Origin of the sequence: Oceanobacillus neutriphilus (genome assembly GCF_014645515.1) — a bacterium.
GTDB lineage: Bacteria > Bacillota > Bacilli > Bacillales > Amphibacillaceae > Oceanobacillus > Oceanobacillus neutriphilus.
Map to the genome: position 1 here is coordinate 160680 of NZ_BMLW01000005.1, position 15366 is coordinate 176045.

18 protein-coding genes are annotated in these 15366 nt (G+C 35.3%); 7 read left to right on the forward strand and 11 right to left on the reverse strand.

The annotated features are described in order from the left end of the window. Nucleotides 1–84: 84 nt before the first annotated feature. From IEX29_RS09815 to IEX29_RS09825, 3 genes are all read right to left on the reverse strand, one after another. Nucleotides 85–774 (reverse strand): LysE family translocator, encoded by a 690-nt coding sequence (locus IEX29_RS09815; protein ID WP_229720157.1) that lies wholly within the window; start codon nucleotides 772–774, stop codon nucleotides 85–87. 183 nt (nucleotides 775–957) lie between these two features. After that, nucleotides 958–1182 (reverse strand): DUF6199 family natural product biosynthesis protein, encoded by a 225-nt coding sequence (locus tag IEX29_RS09820; RefSeq protein ID WP_188734278.1) that lies wholly within the window; start codon nucleotides 1180–1182, stop codon nucleotides 958–960. A gap of 422 nt (nucleotides 1183–1604) precedes the next feature. After that, complete coding sequence (locus tag IEX29_RS09825; protein ID WP_188734279.1) at nucleotides 1605–3395, reverse strand: DNA ligase D; 1791 nt, start codon at nucleotides 3393–3395, stop codon at nucleotides 1605–1607. Nucleotides 3396–3499: 104 nt separating this feature from the next. Between IEX29_RS09825 and ku the strand changes: the two genes are divergently transcribed. Then, on the forward strand, nucleotides 3500–4372 hold the full coding sequence (gene ku, locus IEX29_RS09830; protein WP_188734280.1) for a non-homologous end joining protein Ku: 873 nt from the start codon (nucleotides 3500–3502) through the stop codon (nucleotides 4370–4372). A gap of 154 nt (nucleotides 4373–4526) precedes the next feature. Here ku and IEX29_RS09835 read toward each other — a convergent pair whose 3' ends face one another. The 3 genes from IEX29_RS09835 to sodA all read right to left on the reverse strand — a co-directional run bounded on the left by IEX29_RS09835 (nucleotide 4527) and on the right by sodA (nucleotide 6631). Beyond that, a complete protein-coding gene (locus tag IEX29_RS09835; RefSeq protein ID WP_188734281.1) occupies nucleotides 4527–4910 on the reverse strand; it encodes a Rid family hydrolase in 384 nt (127 codons plus the stop codon). A gap of 159 nt (nucleotides 4911–5069) precedes the next feature. Next, nucleotides 5070–5591 carry a VOC family protein gene (locus tag IEX29_RS09840; RefSeq protein WP_188734282.1) on the reverse strand — a complete coding sequence of 174 codons (522 nt, stop codon included), beginning with the start codon at nucleotides 5589–5591 and terminating at the stop codon, nucleotides 5070–5072. Nucleotides 5592–6019: 428 nt separating this feature from the next. After that, nucleotides 6020–6631: a superoxide dismutase SodA gene (gene sodA / locus IEX29_RS09845; RefSeq protein ID WP_188734283.1), complete on the reverse strand. Its 612-nt coding sequence runs from the start codon at nucleotides 6629–6631 to the stop codon at nucleotides 6020–6022. 424 nt (nucleotides 6632–7055) lie between these two features. On the opposite strand from sodA, the gene IEX29_RS09850 reads away from it, so the two are divergent. From IEX29_RS09850 to IEX29_RS09860, 3 genes are all read left to right on the forward strand, one after another. Continuing rightward, the gene (locus IEX29_RS09850) at nucleotides 7056–8039 is read left to right on the forward strand and encodes an NAD(P)/FAD-dependent oxidoreductase (RefSeq protein WP_188734284.1); all 984 of its coding nucleotides are present in this window, start codon (nucleotides 7056–7058) and stop codon (nucleotides 8037–8039) included. An 88-nt stretch (nucleotides 8040–8127) separates the two neighbouring features. Next, nucleotides 8128–8367, forward strand: a complete 240-nt coding sequence (locus tag IEX29_RS09855) for a ferredoxin family protein (RefSeq protein WP_188734285.1) — start codon at nucleotides 8128–8130, stop codon at nucleotides 8365–8367. A 124-nt stretch (nucleotides 8368–8491) separates the two neighbouring features. Further along, a complete protein-coding gene (locus IEX29_RS09860) occupies nucleotides 8492–9049 on the forward strand; it encodes an NADPH-dependent FMN reductase (protein WP_188734286.1) in 558 nt (185 codons plus the stop codon). Between the two features lie 92 nt (nucleotides 9050–9141). On the opposite strand, the gene IEX29_RS09865 is transcribed toward IEX29_RS09860, so the two are convergent. Next, the gene (locus IEX29_RS09865) at nucleotides 9142–9795 is read right to left on the reverse strand and encodes a helix-turn-helix transcriptional regulator (RefSeq protein ID WP_188734287.1); all 654 of its coding nucleotides are present in this window, start codon (nucleotides 9793–9795) and stop codon (nucleotides 9142–9144) included. A gap of 242 nt (nucleotides 9796–10037) precedes the next feature. Next, nucleotides 10038–10760, reverse strand: a complete 723-nt coding sequence (locus tag IEX29_RS09870; RefSeq protein ID WP_188734288.1) for a RibD family protein — start codon at nucleotides 10758–10760, stop codon at nucleotides 10038–10040. A 236-nt stretch (nucleotides 10761–10996) separates the two neighbouring features. On the opposite strand from IEX29_RS09870, the gene IEX29_RS09875 reads away from it, so the two are divergent. Beyond that, on the forward strand, nucleotides 10997–11392 hold the full coding sequence (locus IEX29_RS09875; RefSeq protein WP_188734289.1) for a MerR family transcriptional regulator: 396 nt from the start codon (nucleotides 10997–10999) through the stop codon (nucleotides 11390–11392). Between the two features lie 354 nt (nucleotides 11393–11746). Here IEX29_RS09875 and IEX29_RS09880 read toward each other — a convergent pair whose 3' ends face one another. The 3 genes from IEX29_RS09880 to IEX29_RS09885 form a co-directional block, all read right to left on the reverse strand. Next, nucleotides 11747–12757 carry a quinone oxidoreductase family protein gene (locus tag IEX29_RS09880; protein ID WP_188734290.1) on the reverse strand — a complete coding sequence of 337 codons (1011 nt, stop codon included), beginning with the start codon at nucleotides 12755–12757 and terminating at the stop codon, nucleotides 11747–11749. 182 nt (nucleotides 12758–12939) lie between these two features. Further along, complete coding sequence (locus tag IEX29_RS26635; RefSeq protein WP_229720158.1) at nucleotides 12940–13110, reverse strand: hypothetical protein; 171 nt, start codon at nucleotides 13108–13110, stop codon at nucleotides 12940–12942. A 24-nt stretch (nucleotides 13111–13134) separates the two neighbouring features. Then, the gene (locus IEX29_RS09885; protein WP_188734291.1) at nucleotides 13135–14145 is read right to left on the reverse strand and encodes an aldo/keto reductase; all 1011 of its coding nucleotides are present in this window, start codon (nucleotides 14143–14145) and stop codon (nucleotides 13135–13137) included. A gap of 103 nt (nucleotides 14146–14248) precedes the next feature. Here IEX29_RS09885 and IEX29_RS09890 point away from each other — a divergent pair, with 103 nt between their 5' ends. Further along, nucleotides 14249–14674, forward strand: coding sequence for a MerR family transcriptional regulator (locus IEX29_RS09890; protein ID WP_188734292.1), 426 nt, complete (start codon nucleotides 14249–14251; stop codon nucleotides 14672–14674). 25 nt (nucleotides 14675–14699) lie between these two features. Next, complete coding sequence (locus IEX29_RS09895; protein ID WP_188734293.1) at nucleotides 14700–15308, forward strand: class I SAM-dependent methyltransferase; 609 nt, start codon at nucleotides 14700–14702, stop codon at nucleotides 15306–15308. The last annotated feature ends 58 nt before the right edge of the window (nucleotides 15309–15366 follow it).

The following is a 15366-nucleotide window of genomic DNA, read 5'->3' on the forward strand; positions in this document are numbered from 1 at the left end:
AGCTGGATACCAGTGATATTTAGTATAATACAGTTTTATTTTTTATCTTCGCTGCTTTTGCTTATTCTTTACTATGATTAATGGTTATTGCGGGATTTTCTCTGTTGCAAGCCATGCTTCCAGCCCAATCATTGTTAATCCAGATAATTGATTGATTCGTTTATCTCCATTGAAAGAGTCCACCATCTTGGAAAGAAACCAACCAGTAAATGCGTAAATACAGGCACAAAAAAATTCAATAAAGATATAAGAAATACCTGTAATTAAGATTAATATAGGAATATTACTAGCTTGAGTACTAATAAACTGTGGTAAAAATACGGCAAATAATATATAGGCTTTAGGATTAGACATAGCTACCATAAATTCTTGTTTAATCGCTTTTTTAATGGAGTGAATTTCCGCACCATCTTTCACCACACTACTTTTCCGAAGCATTTGTATACCTAAATAGATTAGGTACACTACACCAGCCCATTTTACGATCTGAAAAAATACCGATGATGTAGCTAATAATGCACCTAAGCCTAAGGCGACCGCTGTAACCATTAAAAAAAAGGCACTAAATCGGCCACTTACAGCACTAACCGCTACTTTTACCCCTCGATGATAGCCATTCCTTAATGATAAAAGTTGATTTGCGCCGGGAGTGATAGCTATGACCATGGAGGCTGTAACAAAGGTTTTCCACGTAATATCGTTTAAATTCGGAACATGAAAGAACAATATTAGTATCGTTGAAGATAACACAAAAAGACCAATAATTAAAGACAATTTTAGCTTCACTGTTCTTCTTTCCCTTCCAAAGTTAATGTATATAATCCAGCTAGAATAAGCCGGTATATTCTTGCATCAATCCTTTGTATACAGCATGCTCCAAAATTCTGCTGTATATATAACCTTTTGCATCCTTATAAAGCAAAGTACCTTCACTTCTCGATACAATTTTTGAATGCTTTACAATATGCCATTGACTACCCAATAGATCATTATAGCCGCAACAATAACCATAAAAACCCCGCCAACCCGGTTCGCTATTAAAGCGGCGTGAGATGGTTCAGAGTTTTTTAATTGCCATCCTAATGATAACCACCAGGCTGTTCTGGGTGAAAAAATACTAATTAAACCGTAAATAATTAATATTATAAGCACTATTGTAATAAGAATTTGTGGGAGACCCATGGATTTCACCACCTCTCTAGAACAAAATTCCATAATGAATATATAAATTAGGAATTATACTTTAATTTATATATACTATTTCTTTAGTTAATACCCCTTATTTCTGTTTACAAACAATTCTGCATATTGTGTGTTTGCGTATTCGCTGTCTGCTGATTTTTTATAAAAGTAACAACTGCTATAATTAAGCAGATACAATCTGTAACAACATGACTCAAAGAGAGTTATCTACAGTGTGCTGCAAGGAAATCACGGAGACATGCTGAAACAATTAGCAATAAAAGAAAGATCAGGCCTAACAGATCGATAATGTAATTAAAATATCACGCATCATTATACGAGCGTTTTCAAAATTGAAGGCAAATATGAGTGTATCTTCTTTTCATCGAAGCTTTAAAGAGGTAACTTCCATATATTTCACCTTACGCCCTCACATACTTTAACACCTTTTCTATATTTTGATTTTCACTTACATATTGATAATCAGAAAACGGGCAGCCTATTTCTCGTACTCTGTCCACAGCGTTCCCAATTGTGAATGCTGCCGGATCCAGATCTTTATTTACTTCGTGCCAATAAAGTGGCGTAGAGACTGTACCTTCCCTTGTAATTCTTGGAGAATAGGGAGCAATTAATGTTTTGTCTTTTGCGTGCTGGACATAGTCAATGTATAAACGTCCTTTTCTGTTTTTCTTTAATCTTTCGATAGTGAAATCATTTGGGTATAAACGCGCCAAAGTTTTTGCAATAGCTTCAGTAAATATAAAGGTTTCTTCATAGGTCATGCTTGCTTCTCTTATAGGAATGTAAATTTGCAAGCCTTTCCTTCCTGAAGTTTTTACGAAAGAAATAAGTTCTAAGTCATCTAATAATTGTTTCAGTAAATTCGCTGCCTTTACTGCAAGAAAAAAGTATTCCTGACTTGGCGGGTCGAGATCGAAGACTATTTCTGAAGGGGTCGTATTACCCATTTTTTGAAATGGCACATGGTATTCGATTGTGCCATGGTTTGCTAACCATACTAATCCCTCTACATTATTACATACTATATAGTCATCTGTGGTGTCAGCTGAAGATAAAAATTCCGGTGCATATTCGGGAATACTTTTTTGAAAAAACGAATCTTTATCTATCCCGTCCGGGCAGCGAATAATTGTTAAAGCCTTTTGTTTTAAAAACGGAAGCATCCAGGGCGATATTTCTCTTATATAAATTAAGAGATCTTTCTTCCTGTAAATATCAGGCCATAAGTACTTATTCGTATTTGAGACTTCTATTGGCAATTGAGCCATATTCAGCTGCAAATTATCCAGTGTACATTCTGTGTAGGAGGTATCGGGTGCGATACGCTTAAAATTTGGTTCTCTTAATTCTTTTTCAAATAAATCCAATGTATTAATGGAACTTGTTATAGCAGGCGGCAGATGATATACTCCCTTAATAAGATTTCCTTGCGTTCTAAAAAGCTTCTGCACGGTTTCTGCTGAATCTTTTGACAGTCCGTTCTTGCACTTACCAATTTTTATCAGATTATTGTTATCCAGTACATTTACTAAAAAATAACCATTGCTCGGATCATATTCTGTTAATATCCCTTGAATCACGCTCCAATTTTTTATCTTAAACCAATCATGATGTTTTTTTCCCTTTTGATAAGTGCTATCTTTCCGCTTGGCAATGATTCCTTCACACTTAGATGCTGAAACAACTTTTTGGATCTCTTCAATAGAGGTAAATACTTCTACATATTTTAAAATTTTGTTATCGGAAATTGGCTGCAAAAATTGATAAAGCACCTCTTTTCGCAAATGCAAATGATCTTGATGCAGCTTTCTCCCCTTTATTTCCGTGATATCGAATGCCATTAATGTTGCTGGTCTCCTTTTTGACTGCTCGTCTATCCTTTTACTGCTTCGCATTCTCCCACGGGTTTGTACTTGAGCAAAATTAGCTTGATAACGATGATTTAAGATAACAAGCTCACCGTCTATATTTATCGGCAGCTTATTTTTAAAGTAATCATAATTTTCTTCACACCATTTGATAATCTCAGGAAATTTATTTGAGATATCAAGGCAGCTTTTACTAATTAAAGCAATTTCTTTATTCCCGGATATTCTTAATTGGCAGCGAAAACCATCATATTTAACCTCATAAAGCCATTCATCGCCTTTGGGAACGTCTTTTATCTCTATTGGTTTCATCCAGTCCATACATCATCACCTCTAATAATAGGTTGTCTATTTTTATTTGATTTACTACATTTGAATAAAAAATATTCAAATCAGCAAAATAAATGAAAAAGGAGTGTCGGGTAATGCACACAATGTGGAAAGGAACCATTAGTTTTGGTCTGGTCAACATCCCTGTAAAGATGCATGCTGCAACCGAAAATAAAGATATTAAATTGCGGCAGCTGCATAAAAAATGTAAAACACCTATAAAATACGAAAAGACTTGTCCAAATTGCGATGAAGACGTAAAAAGTGAAGATATCGTAAAAGCATATGAATATGCTAAAAATAAATTTGTAATATTAGATGATGAAGAGCTTGAGGCACTGAAGAAAGAACAAGAAGACAAAGCTGTTGAAATAATTGATTTTGTTCAACTTGAGGAAATTGATCCTGTTTATTTTGAAAAAAGCTACTACTTATCGCCTAATGATGGCGGTTCAAAAGCATATGCACTATTGAGGGAAGCATTAACGGATTCCGGGAAAATAGGAATCGCAAAAATGATGATTCGCTCCAAGGAACAGCTTGCAGTTATACGTGTTTATAAAGAAGCCATAGTCGTTGAGACCATACACTATCCTGATGAAGTTAGAGCTGTTAGTGATGTTCCTAATGTGCCGGACCAAGAGGCGGTCGGCCAAAAAGAATTAGACACTGCGAAGCTGCTTATTGACCAATTGACTACAAAATTTGAGCCTGAAAAGTATAAGGATGATTATCGAACAGCACTCATGGAATTGATTGAGGCTAAGAAAAACAACGAAGAAGTTGAGGTTGGCAAGGAGAATAAGGAGAAGCCAGATAATGTGGTGAACCTTATGGATGCCCTCCAAGAATCTTTGAATCGGGCGAAAAGTGATAAGCCAAAATCTACAAAGCCAAAAAACAAAACGACTGGCAAAAAAACTGCCAAAACCAAGTCGCCTGTGAAAAAGAAAAAAGCCACATCATAAAATGGAGCGTCTGGCGTCCATGCGAGAGGCTTTTATCCGTTTTAATATTAGTCAACAAAAATTATGGTTTTGTACGGCTATCTGATTCATCAGTAAACCATTCGTCATTTCTTAAATCAAAACCACCTTCACACTGGTGGTTTTGATTCTTACTTCAGTCGATTGCTGTTACCCGTACTTCAACTCTCATTTTAGGATGTCCTAATGCAGTAACGCCGACATTAGTCCATACTGGTTTATGATTTGGCATGTACTCTTTGAATAACGCTCCCATTGTTTCATTCATTTCATCCTGATGACCTGCAAGACCAACATGATATGAATTAACATGGATAACATGATCCCAGTCAGAATTCATTTTCCCAAGAATATTTGCCACATTTTCAAAAGCCTGTTTGATCTCATCTCTTAAATCAGATGGGAAATTAAACGCATCATCCCATCCTCCCTGACCTGAGATTTCAACTCGATCACCGATACGAACTGCTTGAGCGTAAACATCATCCTGTTTTTGAGTAAAGAATTTTACATTTTTCATTTGTTACACCCTCTTTCTGGTATTTTTAAAATATTTTCTGTGGTTTGATAAGCAAGATGTAATAACCTTTTATAATATTTTAAATTAAAATTTCATTAAAAAGCTTCTTAAGATGTCTTTAGCAACGATTAAAATGACAAATGGACATAGACATACATTTTACGGTGTAAATCTTTTTGCTTCACTATATTCAGGGTAATCTAATTTATTTGGATTATAGCTTATTAACTCAATCAGCATGCCCCATGGAGCACGTCCATAAACAAATTTCCCTGCTCCATTTTCTACATCTCCTAATAGCTCGCCTGGTTCTGTTAATAGTTCCCCGCCTGCTTCAACAAAATACTCAGCTGCTTGCTGGATATCATCAACATAAAATGCAAAATGCTGTACTCCAAGGTCAGAGGCAATAACCGGCTCTCTTTGTTTTGTATTTTTAAAATTAAAAAGCTCTAAGCCGGAGCCATTATTAAAAGAAAGAATACGGATATGAATAACCTTTGCCCCTATTTTAAGACCTAATGTTTTTTCAACATGTTCTCCCTGCTGCGGTTCATCACCCAATTCCTTATTGTCGTAAGAAATTTTTGCGTGAAAAGCTTTTTTGAAAAATGTAGTAGCTTCTTCAATATCTGGAACTGTAATTCCGACATGATCAATACCACGTGTTACATTGGCCATGATAAAATCACTCCTTTTACTAAATGAATTAATATCTTCATATTAACTTATAGTTTTTGCGAGTGCATACATATTAAATGCCTGCTATTTCACAGTCAAGTGATAAAGTGTGGGGAGATTATTTATTTGATGAAGAATAAGTATTTCAACTTGGGAGATCAACAATTGTTTTAAGAATAAATTGATTTTGATTCTTATGATAATAGCTAATCAGTTATCTGTCGAAAAAATAAGAAAATCAAATGTAGAATATATAAATTTGTGTTCTCAGCCATTATCCAAAAACTAGAAGTTTGATTGAATATTATCTAAACAAACACTAACTATTCTTAATATCAACAAATTATTTTTTTAATCACTTCCAAAATAATTTATAATTAGAAAAAGCTTGCAGAAACATTACTTTCTGCAAGCTTTTATCTTATTATTTATTTCGCAGCTTCATAATTACTTGCTACTTGATCCCAGTTTACTACATTCCAAAACGCTGAAATATAGTCAGGACGTCTGTTTTGATAGTTAAGATAGTATGCATGCTCCCATACATCCAGTCCTAATAATGGTGTTTTACCTTCTGATAATGGAGAATCCTGGTTTGGTGTACTTGTAATTTCAAGCTCACCATTGTTTAATACCAGCCATGCCCATCCTGAACCAAAGCGGCCTGCTGCTGCAGCTGCAAATTCTTCTTTAAATTTGTCTAAAGAACCGAATTTGCTGTTGATTTTATCAGCCAGCTCCCCAGCTGGTTCTCCTCCGCCATTTGGAGATAATAACTTCCAGAAGAAGCTGTGGTTAGCGTGTCCGCCACCATTATTGCGTACGGCTGTACGGATACTTTCTGGAACCGCATTCAAATCTGCTACAAGTTCATCAATAGATTTATTTTGAAGGTCTTCGTGCCCTTCTAATGCATCATTTAATTTTGTAACATAAGTATTATGATGCTTCGTGTGGTGAATGTTCATTGTTTCTTTATCGATAGTTGGTTCCAGTGCATCATATGCATAAGGTAATTCTGGTAATTCAAATTTTGCCATGTATAACTCCTCCTCGAAAGTTTTTAACAATTTTCAGTTTATATTATTTTATATACTTTTTCAACCTATAAGTATAAAAATATATTACTTTATTAATTTTTAAAGCTAACTTTTCAGTTCTTAATCGCATTAATTATGTATCTTGACTTTATAATTCACTATTATTATACTTTAAGGTATAAAAAGTGTAATAACAAAATATCATTCTTCGCGATATATGGAGTTTTTTTACATAATAGAAATTAAAAAGATGATTATATTATCCAAAGTGAAAAATCACATTTGCCCTTCTTTCAATAAGGAATTATGAAATGATTCACCATATGTCGCAATGTATATTTTATCTGTGTATCGACCTAAATTGAAATGTAAGTTATGTAATAAAATTTAAAGCCAAATAGCGTTTGAAGAAAAGAGGTATTCTATGAAAAAAGTTTTAGACGTAACCATTATTGGAGCTGGTCCAACCGGATTATTTACCGCCTTTTACGGCGGGATGCGCCAAGCCAGCGTGAAGATAATAGAAAGCCTGCCCCATATTGGAGGGCAGTTAACAGCGCTTTATCCGGAGAAATATATCTATGATGTAGCTGGATTTCCGAAAATACAGGCACAGGAGCTTGTCAATCAATTAGAAGAACAAGCAAGAATGTTTGATCCTGAAATTGTGCTTGGACAATCTATTGAAACAATAGAACGTTTAGATGACAATACATTCCGGCTCATCTCAAATACAGGAGAAGAACATTTAACTAAAACACTGATTATTACAGCCGGCAATGGTGCGTTTCAACCAAGAAGATTAAATGTTGGCGATAGCGAGGCATTTGAAGGTACTAACTTACATTACTATGTCCAGGATATGAACAAATATAAAGATAAACACGTTGCTATTTTAGGCGGTGGAGATTCCGCAGTAGATTGGGCACTAATGATAGAAAAGATTGCCGCGAAGGTTACATTGATCCATCGAAGAGACCAATTCCGTGCCCATGAACATAGTGTCAATCAATTACATGAATCTGCAGTAGAAAAGCTTACGCCTTTTGCCCCAACAGCAATCATTGCAAAGGATCGAATTGAAAAACTGATTTTACAGGAAATCAAGGGAGAAGAACTGATTGAACTGGAGATAGATGATATTATTTGTAATTATGGCTTTATATCGAGCCTTGGTCCAATTAAAAACTGGGGATTGGAAATTGAACGAAACAGTATTGTTGTGAATTCTAAAATGGAAACAAATATTCCCGGAATCTACGCAGCCGGCGATATTTGCACCTATGATGGAAAAGTAAAATTAATTGCTACAGGATTTGGTGAAGGACCGACAGCTGTAAATAATGCCAAAAGTTATATTGATCCAAAGGCTAGAGTTCAGCCAAAGCATTCCACAGCAATGTTTTAATTTATTTATAAATTCTTTTCGCTATATTTTGATATATAAAATAATGAAATAAAAAGAAACAGGTTATATCGAATTAGGAGGTTATTCCATGGCTTTTGTTATTCTTGATCCATGCAGAGGTGAAAAATCAGGTGAATGTGTCAGCGTCTGCCCTGTTGACTGTATCGAAGAAGGTGTGAAGCAATTTTATATTGATCCAGATATTTGTATTGATTGTGGAGCGTGCAAAGCGGTATGCCCAGTATCTGCTATTGAGGAAGAATATGATTTGACACCCAGTCAGGAGAAATATCTGCAGGAAGCTGAAGAATTTTTCGCCAATAATTAGAGGGTGTTTAGAAAAGCATTGATTACATATAGACATTGACATGACAGGATAAACAGATAGTAAACGGTTTTATCAATAGCTACGATGTTTAATTAATAATTGGTGATTTAGGGGAGGCCGATCTATGAAAATAATTGGGATTTCAGGTACAACTATCGGATCAAAGACAAAAATTGCAGTTGAAGAGGCTTTACATTATATTCAAAAAGAATATGCTGAGATTGATATAGAATTGGTTGATTTAAAAGATTACAATATTGTATTTAGCGATGGCCGTCCATTTCAAGAATACACCGGAGATACAAGTAGATTAATAAAGAAAATCATGGAGGCAGATGGATTTTTAATTGGGGCCCCTGTTTTTCAAGCGTCTATTCCAGGAGTACTTAAAAATGTTTTTGATTTACTGCCTATGGATGCTTTTCGAAATAAAATTGTCGGCATTGTAACAACAGCTGGTACAGCGAAGCATTATTTGGTTCCGGAGCAGCATTTAAAACCGGTTCTCCATTATATGCATGCCTGGGTGCTTCCTAAATATGTATTTATTGAAGAAAAGGATTATACAAATTATATTGTAACAAATCCTAATGTGATTGAACGCATAAATAAATTGTCTGATGAGTTAATTTACTATGTTGATGTTGTACAAAAACATACTGATGCTACCCCTTTTATCTAACAAGAAAATCCCTTTCATCTTTATGCTGAATTAAAAATGAAAGGGATTTTCTTTGAGCAAAAACTGTTCTGTATAGAAATACCGAAGCCTCTCTATTTATGTGCCTGACTGAGTGTTTTATTAAAATCAACCATAAACTTACAATAATTATCCCCGTCACTCTTACAGCAAACTCTCTTTACATTGTCTGTTTCTAATACATTTTTAAACATTTGTGTTTCACAGGTGCAGGCCGCTTTAAAGTCACTTGCTACTGCCAGAATCGGACAATTGTACTCAATTAGCTCATACGAGTTTTCATCTATTTGAGATAAATTGGTCATATACCCTTTTTCCGTTTGAATTTTTGAAAGCTCATTTATTTTATCATGATTCGATTTTTGCTCAATTCTTTTAATATATTCTTTTGTTAATCGTTGTTCTCTTCTCTTGAAAAGAGTGCGAATAGCTTCTTCTCCATACATCTCTTTAATATCGTGAAGAAACTCCACACTGATTCCCTCATAATTTTTAGGGAAGAGTCTCTCCCCTCTTTCCGTCAATGAATACATTTGTGATGGTCTTCCAACAGGCTGCTTCACTTCTTTACTTATAATTAAACCATCTCTTTCTAATATATTAAGATGTTTTCTTATGGCCATATGCGTCATATCTAATAAATCAGTTAGATCACTGACTGTTAGTGATCTTTCCTTCTTCAAATAATCAAGTATCTTATCTTTCGTTGTTTTTTGTGTTATATTCATATCATGAATACCTCATTCCTGTGTAAAGAATAACAATCAATTCTTTATTAATTCTATTATCCTTTTTAAGAATTCATATTTTGATTGTTAATTATACTACACAACGGACAATTTATAAAACTATATCTATATTCCTGGTTTTTCGATTATAAATTTAAAGAAGAAAATAAAGAATGCAGCCTAAGCAGTTCATAATGAACAAATTCAGGCTGCATTCTTTATTATAAAAGAGTATATCGTATTTATTTCTTCACTTTATAGCGCAGCCATACCCCGCCATTATCTCTTTTTTCTACATGCTCTAAATCAAACGTAACGGGAATGTCTTCTGATAAACCTTCTTTTGTTTGGAATAATGCATGCGTGGAAGCAGAACCATCCGCAAACGGCGCCATCAGGATACTTACTTCATCACAAAGACCAGCCTGGATAAAGGACCAGTTAAGTACACCGCCTCCTCCAAGCATTAAAGTCTCAATATGGAATGTGTTTTTCAGTTTCTCCATCAATAGCTCATAATCTAGTGTTTCTTTCCCGGCAATAATATAGGAAATGTTTAATTCCCGAAGCAAAGCTTTATACCCGTTGTTCGCTTTTTCTGTCAGTACTTCAATAATATGAGCCTGCGTATCGCGATATTGCAGATTGCTGCTTTCCCAGCCAAGTTTTCCAGATGGATCTACCGAAACATAATACTTAGACAAATCTGTTTCTGCGATATAATCCCCTTCTGGAACCAGTGCTGCATTTTCATCTACACTCGGTGTTTTGCCCTTTGTAAAACCAGCCTCTGAAGTCGCACGGCCGGACAGCCAGGCATCGACTTGGTAATAACTGTTTTCTCCAAACGCTATATGATAGAAGTCCTTTGCATTTAACCCTCTCTCTGGAATCTGTTTATGTGTTCCATCAATTTTTCCATCTATGGAAGTAATCATATGGCAAAAAATATAAGGTCTATTCATGTCACATTCTCCTTTTCAGTATTTTCATTAATTTAGGTTTTATTGTATTGATTCCAATGAGATCATTTATCCTCCCCTCTCTTCTTAGAAATGATGTTACCCGATAAAGCTAACTTTAGGGCAAGCAATTTATATCTCAATTTAATAATTCATTTTGACGGCTGCAAAATACTGTGATAAAATTTCTAAAACTATTAAGTTAACTTTAGGTTTAATTTGGAAAAGAGGAGTTTAAAATGACGTATTCTATTGGAGAAGTTGCTAAAAAATTCAACCTTTCTGTACCCACTTTGCGGTATTACGACAGAGAAGGATTAATGCCTTTTGTAGAGCGCACCACAAATGGAACCAGAGTATTTCAGGAATCTGATATAGAATTATTAAAAATTATTCAGTGTTTGAAATCCAGCGGAATGGCAATTAAAGATATTAAAATTTTTATTGAATGGTGTTCTGATGGAGACTCCACTTTACAACAAAGATTTGACTTATTCATGAAACAAAAAGCAGTTGTGGAAAAACAAATGGAGGAGTTAAATAAGACCCTTCAGCTAATCGAGCATAAATGTCATTATTATCAGGTAGCCCTGGAAGCAGGAACAGAGGATATTCATAAGAATAAAAAAAAATAGGTAATACGGTTTTTGATTAGTAGAATCATCTGTACATGATGTAGTTGATATTACATAGCATCTTGTCTATAATTCAACACTGTATATTTTATTAAGCTTATAAAAAGGGTCATCACCACTTAATAGAATGACAGTAGTGATCTTGCTTATTCACTGAAAAAAATCAGGACTAAATATTAATTAGTGCAATATTATTGAATATATCGCCCGTTTTCCCAAAATGAATGGCAACGTACTGTCAGTTATAATGTAATTAACATCAGGAAAAATAGGAAAGCATGAAAATTACAACATGCTATCCTAAATAAAGAATTTCTATTGTAATCCCCAAAAGAGGATAATTAATATTTCAATTTAATCTTGCGGTATAGACAAAACAATTTTCCCAAAATTTTCTCCTTTTTCCATTCTGGCAAGTGCTTCAGGTGCTTCTTCAAGTGAATAGGTTTTATCCAAAATGGGATGAATCTCATGTTTCTCCACAAAATCAACCATATCAGCAAAATCCTGCGGGCTTCCCATCGTTGAGCCAATCACTGAGATTTCTTTCACCGTCATTGTTGGTAGAATAAGATTCGGCACAGGGCCTCTTGTTGCTCCAAAGCTGACAATCCGGCTGCCTATTTTACCAAGTGAAATTAATGTTTTGAACATTTCTCCAGCAATACTGTCAACCGATAGATCAATACCGCCTGTTAAATTCTCTAATTCCTCTGTCCAGTTTTCTGCTGTATAGTTTACACCTTCTGTTGCGCCAAAATCTTTTGCTTTATTTATCTTTTCTTCTTTACTGGAAGTCACGTAAACGTTAGCTCCAAGTGCGCTTGCAAACTGTACAAGATAAGTGGCTACGCCTCCCCCAACGCCAGGGATGAGAACATTTTCTCCTTTCGTTACTTTTCCTTTTGTCACCATCGCGCGATATGCTGTCAATCCTGCAAGAGGGAGAGCTGCCGCTTCTTCCCAAGATAAATGAGACGGTTTTGGATAAACATTTTCTGCTGGTACCTTCACATATTGAGCATAAGTCCCATTAGAAGGAACACCAAGAATGGTGAAATCAGCACGTTTTTTATTCATATCATTACCCCAATTCAGACCGGGATTAATGATTACCTTATCACCAGTTGATATATTATTGATTTCATTTCCAACTGCAACAATTTCTCCTGCACCATCAGAGCCGGGAATGGCAGGCAGCTTGATTCCAGGATATTGTCCATGTAAAACCATTAAATCCCGACGATTAAGAGCTGCCGCTTTTAATTTTATGACGACCTCTCCTGAATCAGGTTTAGGTGTTTCTACTTCTTCCAGCTTCAGTTGACTAGTTTCCCCTATTTCTCTTAACATCATTGCTTTCATATGATTGAATTCATTCCCTTCGTCTCCCGATAATTTCTAAATATAGTAATTCTCAATTAAAACAAACTTCCAATCTTTACTTAGAAACAGTCTATAATTTTAGTTTACAACACACATTATTATAAAAACTATATTTTGGGCTGAACCAACAGAGTTACGCGGATTATTAACTTTTGAATGTTCTATACCCTTCTTTCAAACAGTGTAACCCATCTTTGAACCGTTAATTCTATAGATGTAGTTCCCAATAAAATTGTCCTCATCACCGCCGAGATTAACACCATTTGAAATTCACCTTTGTTTTCCACTTTATAAACCAGCATCATAATCCACCGGATAGTTTCTTCTTTCAAATCAGCAGATAATCATAAAACACCTTATTCTTCATTTTCCCAATTCTTTCCGAAACTTGTGTTCTCCGACTCTACATGTCCCCTATGCCCATGGACAGTAATTTTATCAAGTGCAGATTCAATTGCATCAAATTCATCATCTGCCAAATCTACATGCCATGCGCCCAGGTTTTCTAATATTCGTTCTTGATTCTTTGATCCTGGAATCGGAATAACATTCGGGTATTTATGAAGCATCCAGGCAAGAGAGATTTGTGCATTACTGGCATTCTTCTCTTTCGAAAATTTATCAAGAATATTCAATACGGGTTGATTTGCCACAATATTTTCTTTCGAAAGCTGCGGTACGAATTTCCGTACATCATCCCCTTCAAACTTTGTCTCTGTGGTTACTTTTCCAGATAAAAAACCGCTCGCAATTGGTGAAAATGGAACAACACTAATATTATTTTCGAGACAATATGGAAATATCTCTTTCTCACAATCTCTTTCCATCATAGAATAAAGGTTCTGCACAGCTGATACCGGGGTAACATGATGAGCTTTTGACAGCGTATCGACAGAAACCTGGGATAAGCCCCACCCTCTAATCAATCCTTCTTCGATTAGCTGTCCCATCACTACTGCAATCTGTTCTACTGGAATTTGCTCATTAATTCTGTGCAGGTAGTAAAGATCAATATAGTCAGTTTTTAAATTTTTTAATGAGGCATCCAAATGTTTCCTGACAACATCGTATAATTCCGCCCCATCTTCAGGATTTTCTTCGCCAACATGGAACTTGGTTGCTAGAATAATGTTTTCCCTAAAAGGTTTGACAGCTTTTCCAACCAGCTGTTCATTATGACCGGGGTAAAACATTTCTTTTCCGTAAGCTTCTGCTGTATCAAAAAATGTACAGCCAAATTCATAAGCCTTTCGTATTGCTTCAATACTATAATCTTCATCTGGAACTTTTCCATAACCGTGAGAAAATCCCATGCACCCCATCCCAATAGGTGAGACTTCTAAGTTTCCGATTTTTCGTGTGTTCATGTTGAATGACCTCCTCAAAATTTTTGCTCATAAATTAATATGATACAATTACTGTATCAGCTTAGAGTTGCTCTAAGTCAATACTTTTAAAGGAGAAATAAAAATGTATACTGTAAAAGAAGCTGCAGAGCTCCTTGAAATGAGTGAACACACTATCCGGTATTATACGGATTGTCAGCTAATCCCCACTTTAATTCGAGATAAAAATAATCAACGATTGTTTAACCAGGAATCAATGAATTGGTTAATCGGCATAAAACGTTTAAAAGAATGTGGTATGTCCATTAAAGATATTAAGCACTATGTCGCTCTAAGTCTTCAAGGAGATTCAACGATAGATGAGCGCTATCAAATTTTCTTGCATTTAAAAGATATTGCCTATGATCAGTTAGAAGAAACGCAGAATCGGGTACAATTCCTTGAAAATAAAGTCAAGCATTATGAAGAAATCGTTTCGAAAAAAATTCCTGATGATACCAACCCGAATAAATGGAATAAATTAGAAAAAGAAAAACCAGAACTAAAGTAAAAGCAGAATTGAAAGGAGTCTATAAATGACAAATAATAAATGGGACGAACTATACAATAATCAGGAGTATCGATATGGAAAAGCCCCAAATGTCTTTGTTCAATCGATGTTATCTGATTATCCTTCTTCCGATGTACTGAGTCTGGCAGAGGGAGAAGGACGTAATGCAGTCTATGCAGCTGAATTGGGACACCATGTTACTGCCTGGGATTATTCCTCCATCGCCTTGGATAAAGTACAGCGGCTTGCTATTGAAAGAAGTGTAAAGGTGAATACAGAGCTAGTGGATTTAACTCAAGATATCCCTTTTAGAGAGAACCAATGGGATATCGTATTAAATGTTTTTGGGCACATAGGAGATGCTTCTGTCCGTCAACGTTTAATGAAAGGAATCAAAAGAACACTTCGCCCGGGTGGACTCTATATTATGGAGGTTCGTTCCGACCGTCAGCTTCCGTATCGGACGGATGGCGGAAAAGATACCAGTCTATTATACTCGCCATATGAAGTACTTAATATTTTTACAGACTGGAAAATCAAGCATTTTTATTATGGTGAAGTGGAGCGTTTTGAAGGTAAATCACACAATGGCCTTGGGCATGTCATCCAGCTTGCAGCCTATAAACCGAAGTGAATTAACGACCGCAATTATTTAGTTTACTTTTTAAATAAATAACAAGACGGCAAAATTC

Bases quoted from the DNA above. Each gene is read 5' to 3' on its own strand.
- IEX29_RS09820 (WP_188734278.1), bottom strand. From the start codon at position 1,182: ATGGGTCTCCCACAAATTCTTATTACAATAGTGCTTATAATATTAATT.
- IEX29_RS09825 (WP_188734279.1), bottom strand. From the start codon at position 3,395: ATGGACTGGATGAAACCAATAGAGATAAAAGACGTTCCCAAAGGCGAT.
- ku (WP_188734280.1), top strand. From the start codon at position 3,500: ATGCACACAATGTGGAAAGGAACCATTAGTTTTGGTCTGGTCAACATC.
- IEX29_RS09835 (WP_188734281.1), bottom strand. From the start codon at position 4,910: ATGAAAAATGTAAAATTCTTTACTCAAAAACAGGATGATGTTTACGCT.
- IEX29_RS09840 (WP_188734282.1), bottom strand. From the start codon at position 5,591: ATGGCCAATGTAACACGTGGTATTGATCATGTCGGAATTACAGTTCCA.
- sodA (WP_188734283.1), bottom strand. From the start codon at position 6,631: ATGGCAAAATTTGAATTACCAGAATTACCTTATGCATATGATGCACTG.
- IEX29_RS09850 (WP_188734284.1), top strand. From the start codon at position 7,056: ATGAAAAAAGTTTTAGACGTAACCATTATTGGAGCTGGTCCAACCGGA.
- IEX29_RS09855 (WP_188734285.1), top strand. From the start codon at position 8,128: ATGGCTTTTGTTATTCTTGATCCATGCAGAGGTGAAAAATCAGGTGAA.
- IEX29_RS09860 (WP_188734286.1), top strand. From the start codon at position 8,492: ATGAAAATAATTGGGATTTCAGGTACAACTATCGGATCAAAGACAAAA.
- IEX29_RS09865 (WP_188734287.1), bottom strand. From the start codon at position 9,795: ATGAATATAACACAAAAAACAACGAAAGATAAGATACTTGATTATTTG.
- IEX29_RS09870 (WP_188734288.1), bottom strand. From the start codon at position 10,760: ATGAATAGACCTTATATTTTTTGCCATATGATTACTTCCATAGATGGA.
- IEX29_RS09875 (WP_188734289.1), top strand. From the start codon at position 10,997: ATGACGTATTCTATTGGAGAAGTTGCTAAAAAATTCAACCTTTCTGTA.
- IEX29_RS09880 (WP_188734290.1), bottom strand. From the start codon at position 12,757: ATGAAAGCAATGATGTTAAGAGAAATAGGGGAAACTAGTCAACTGAAG.
- IEX29_RS09885 (WP_188734291.1), bottom strand. From the start codon at position 14,145: ATGAACACACGAAAAATCGGAAACTTAGAAGTCTCACCTATTGGGATG.
- IEX29_RS09890 (WP_188734292.1), top strand. From the start codon at position 14,249: ATGTATACTGTAAAAGAAGCTGCAGAGCTCCTTGAAATGAGTGAACAC.
- IEX29_RS09895 (WP_188734293.1), top strand. From the start codon at position 14,700: ATGACAAATAATAAATGGGACGAACTATACAATAATCAGGAGTATCGA.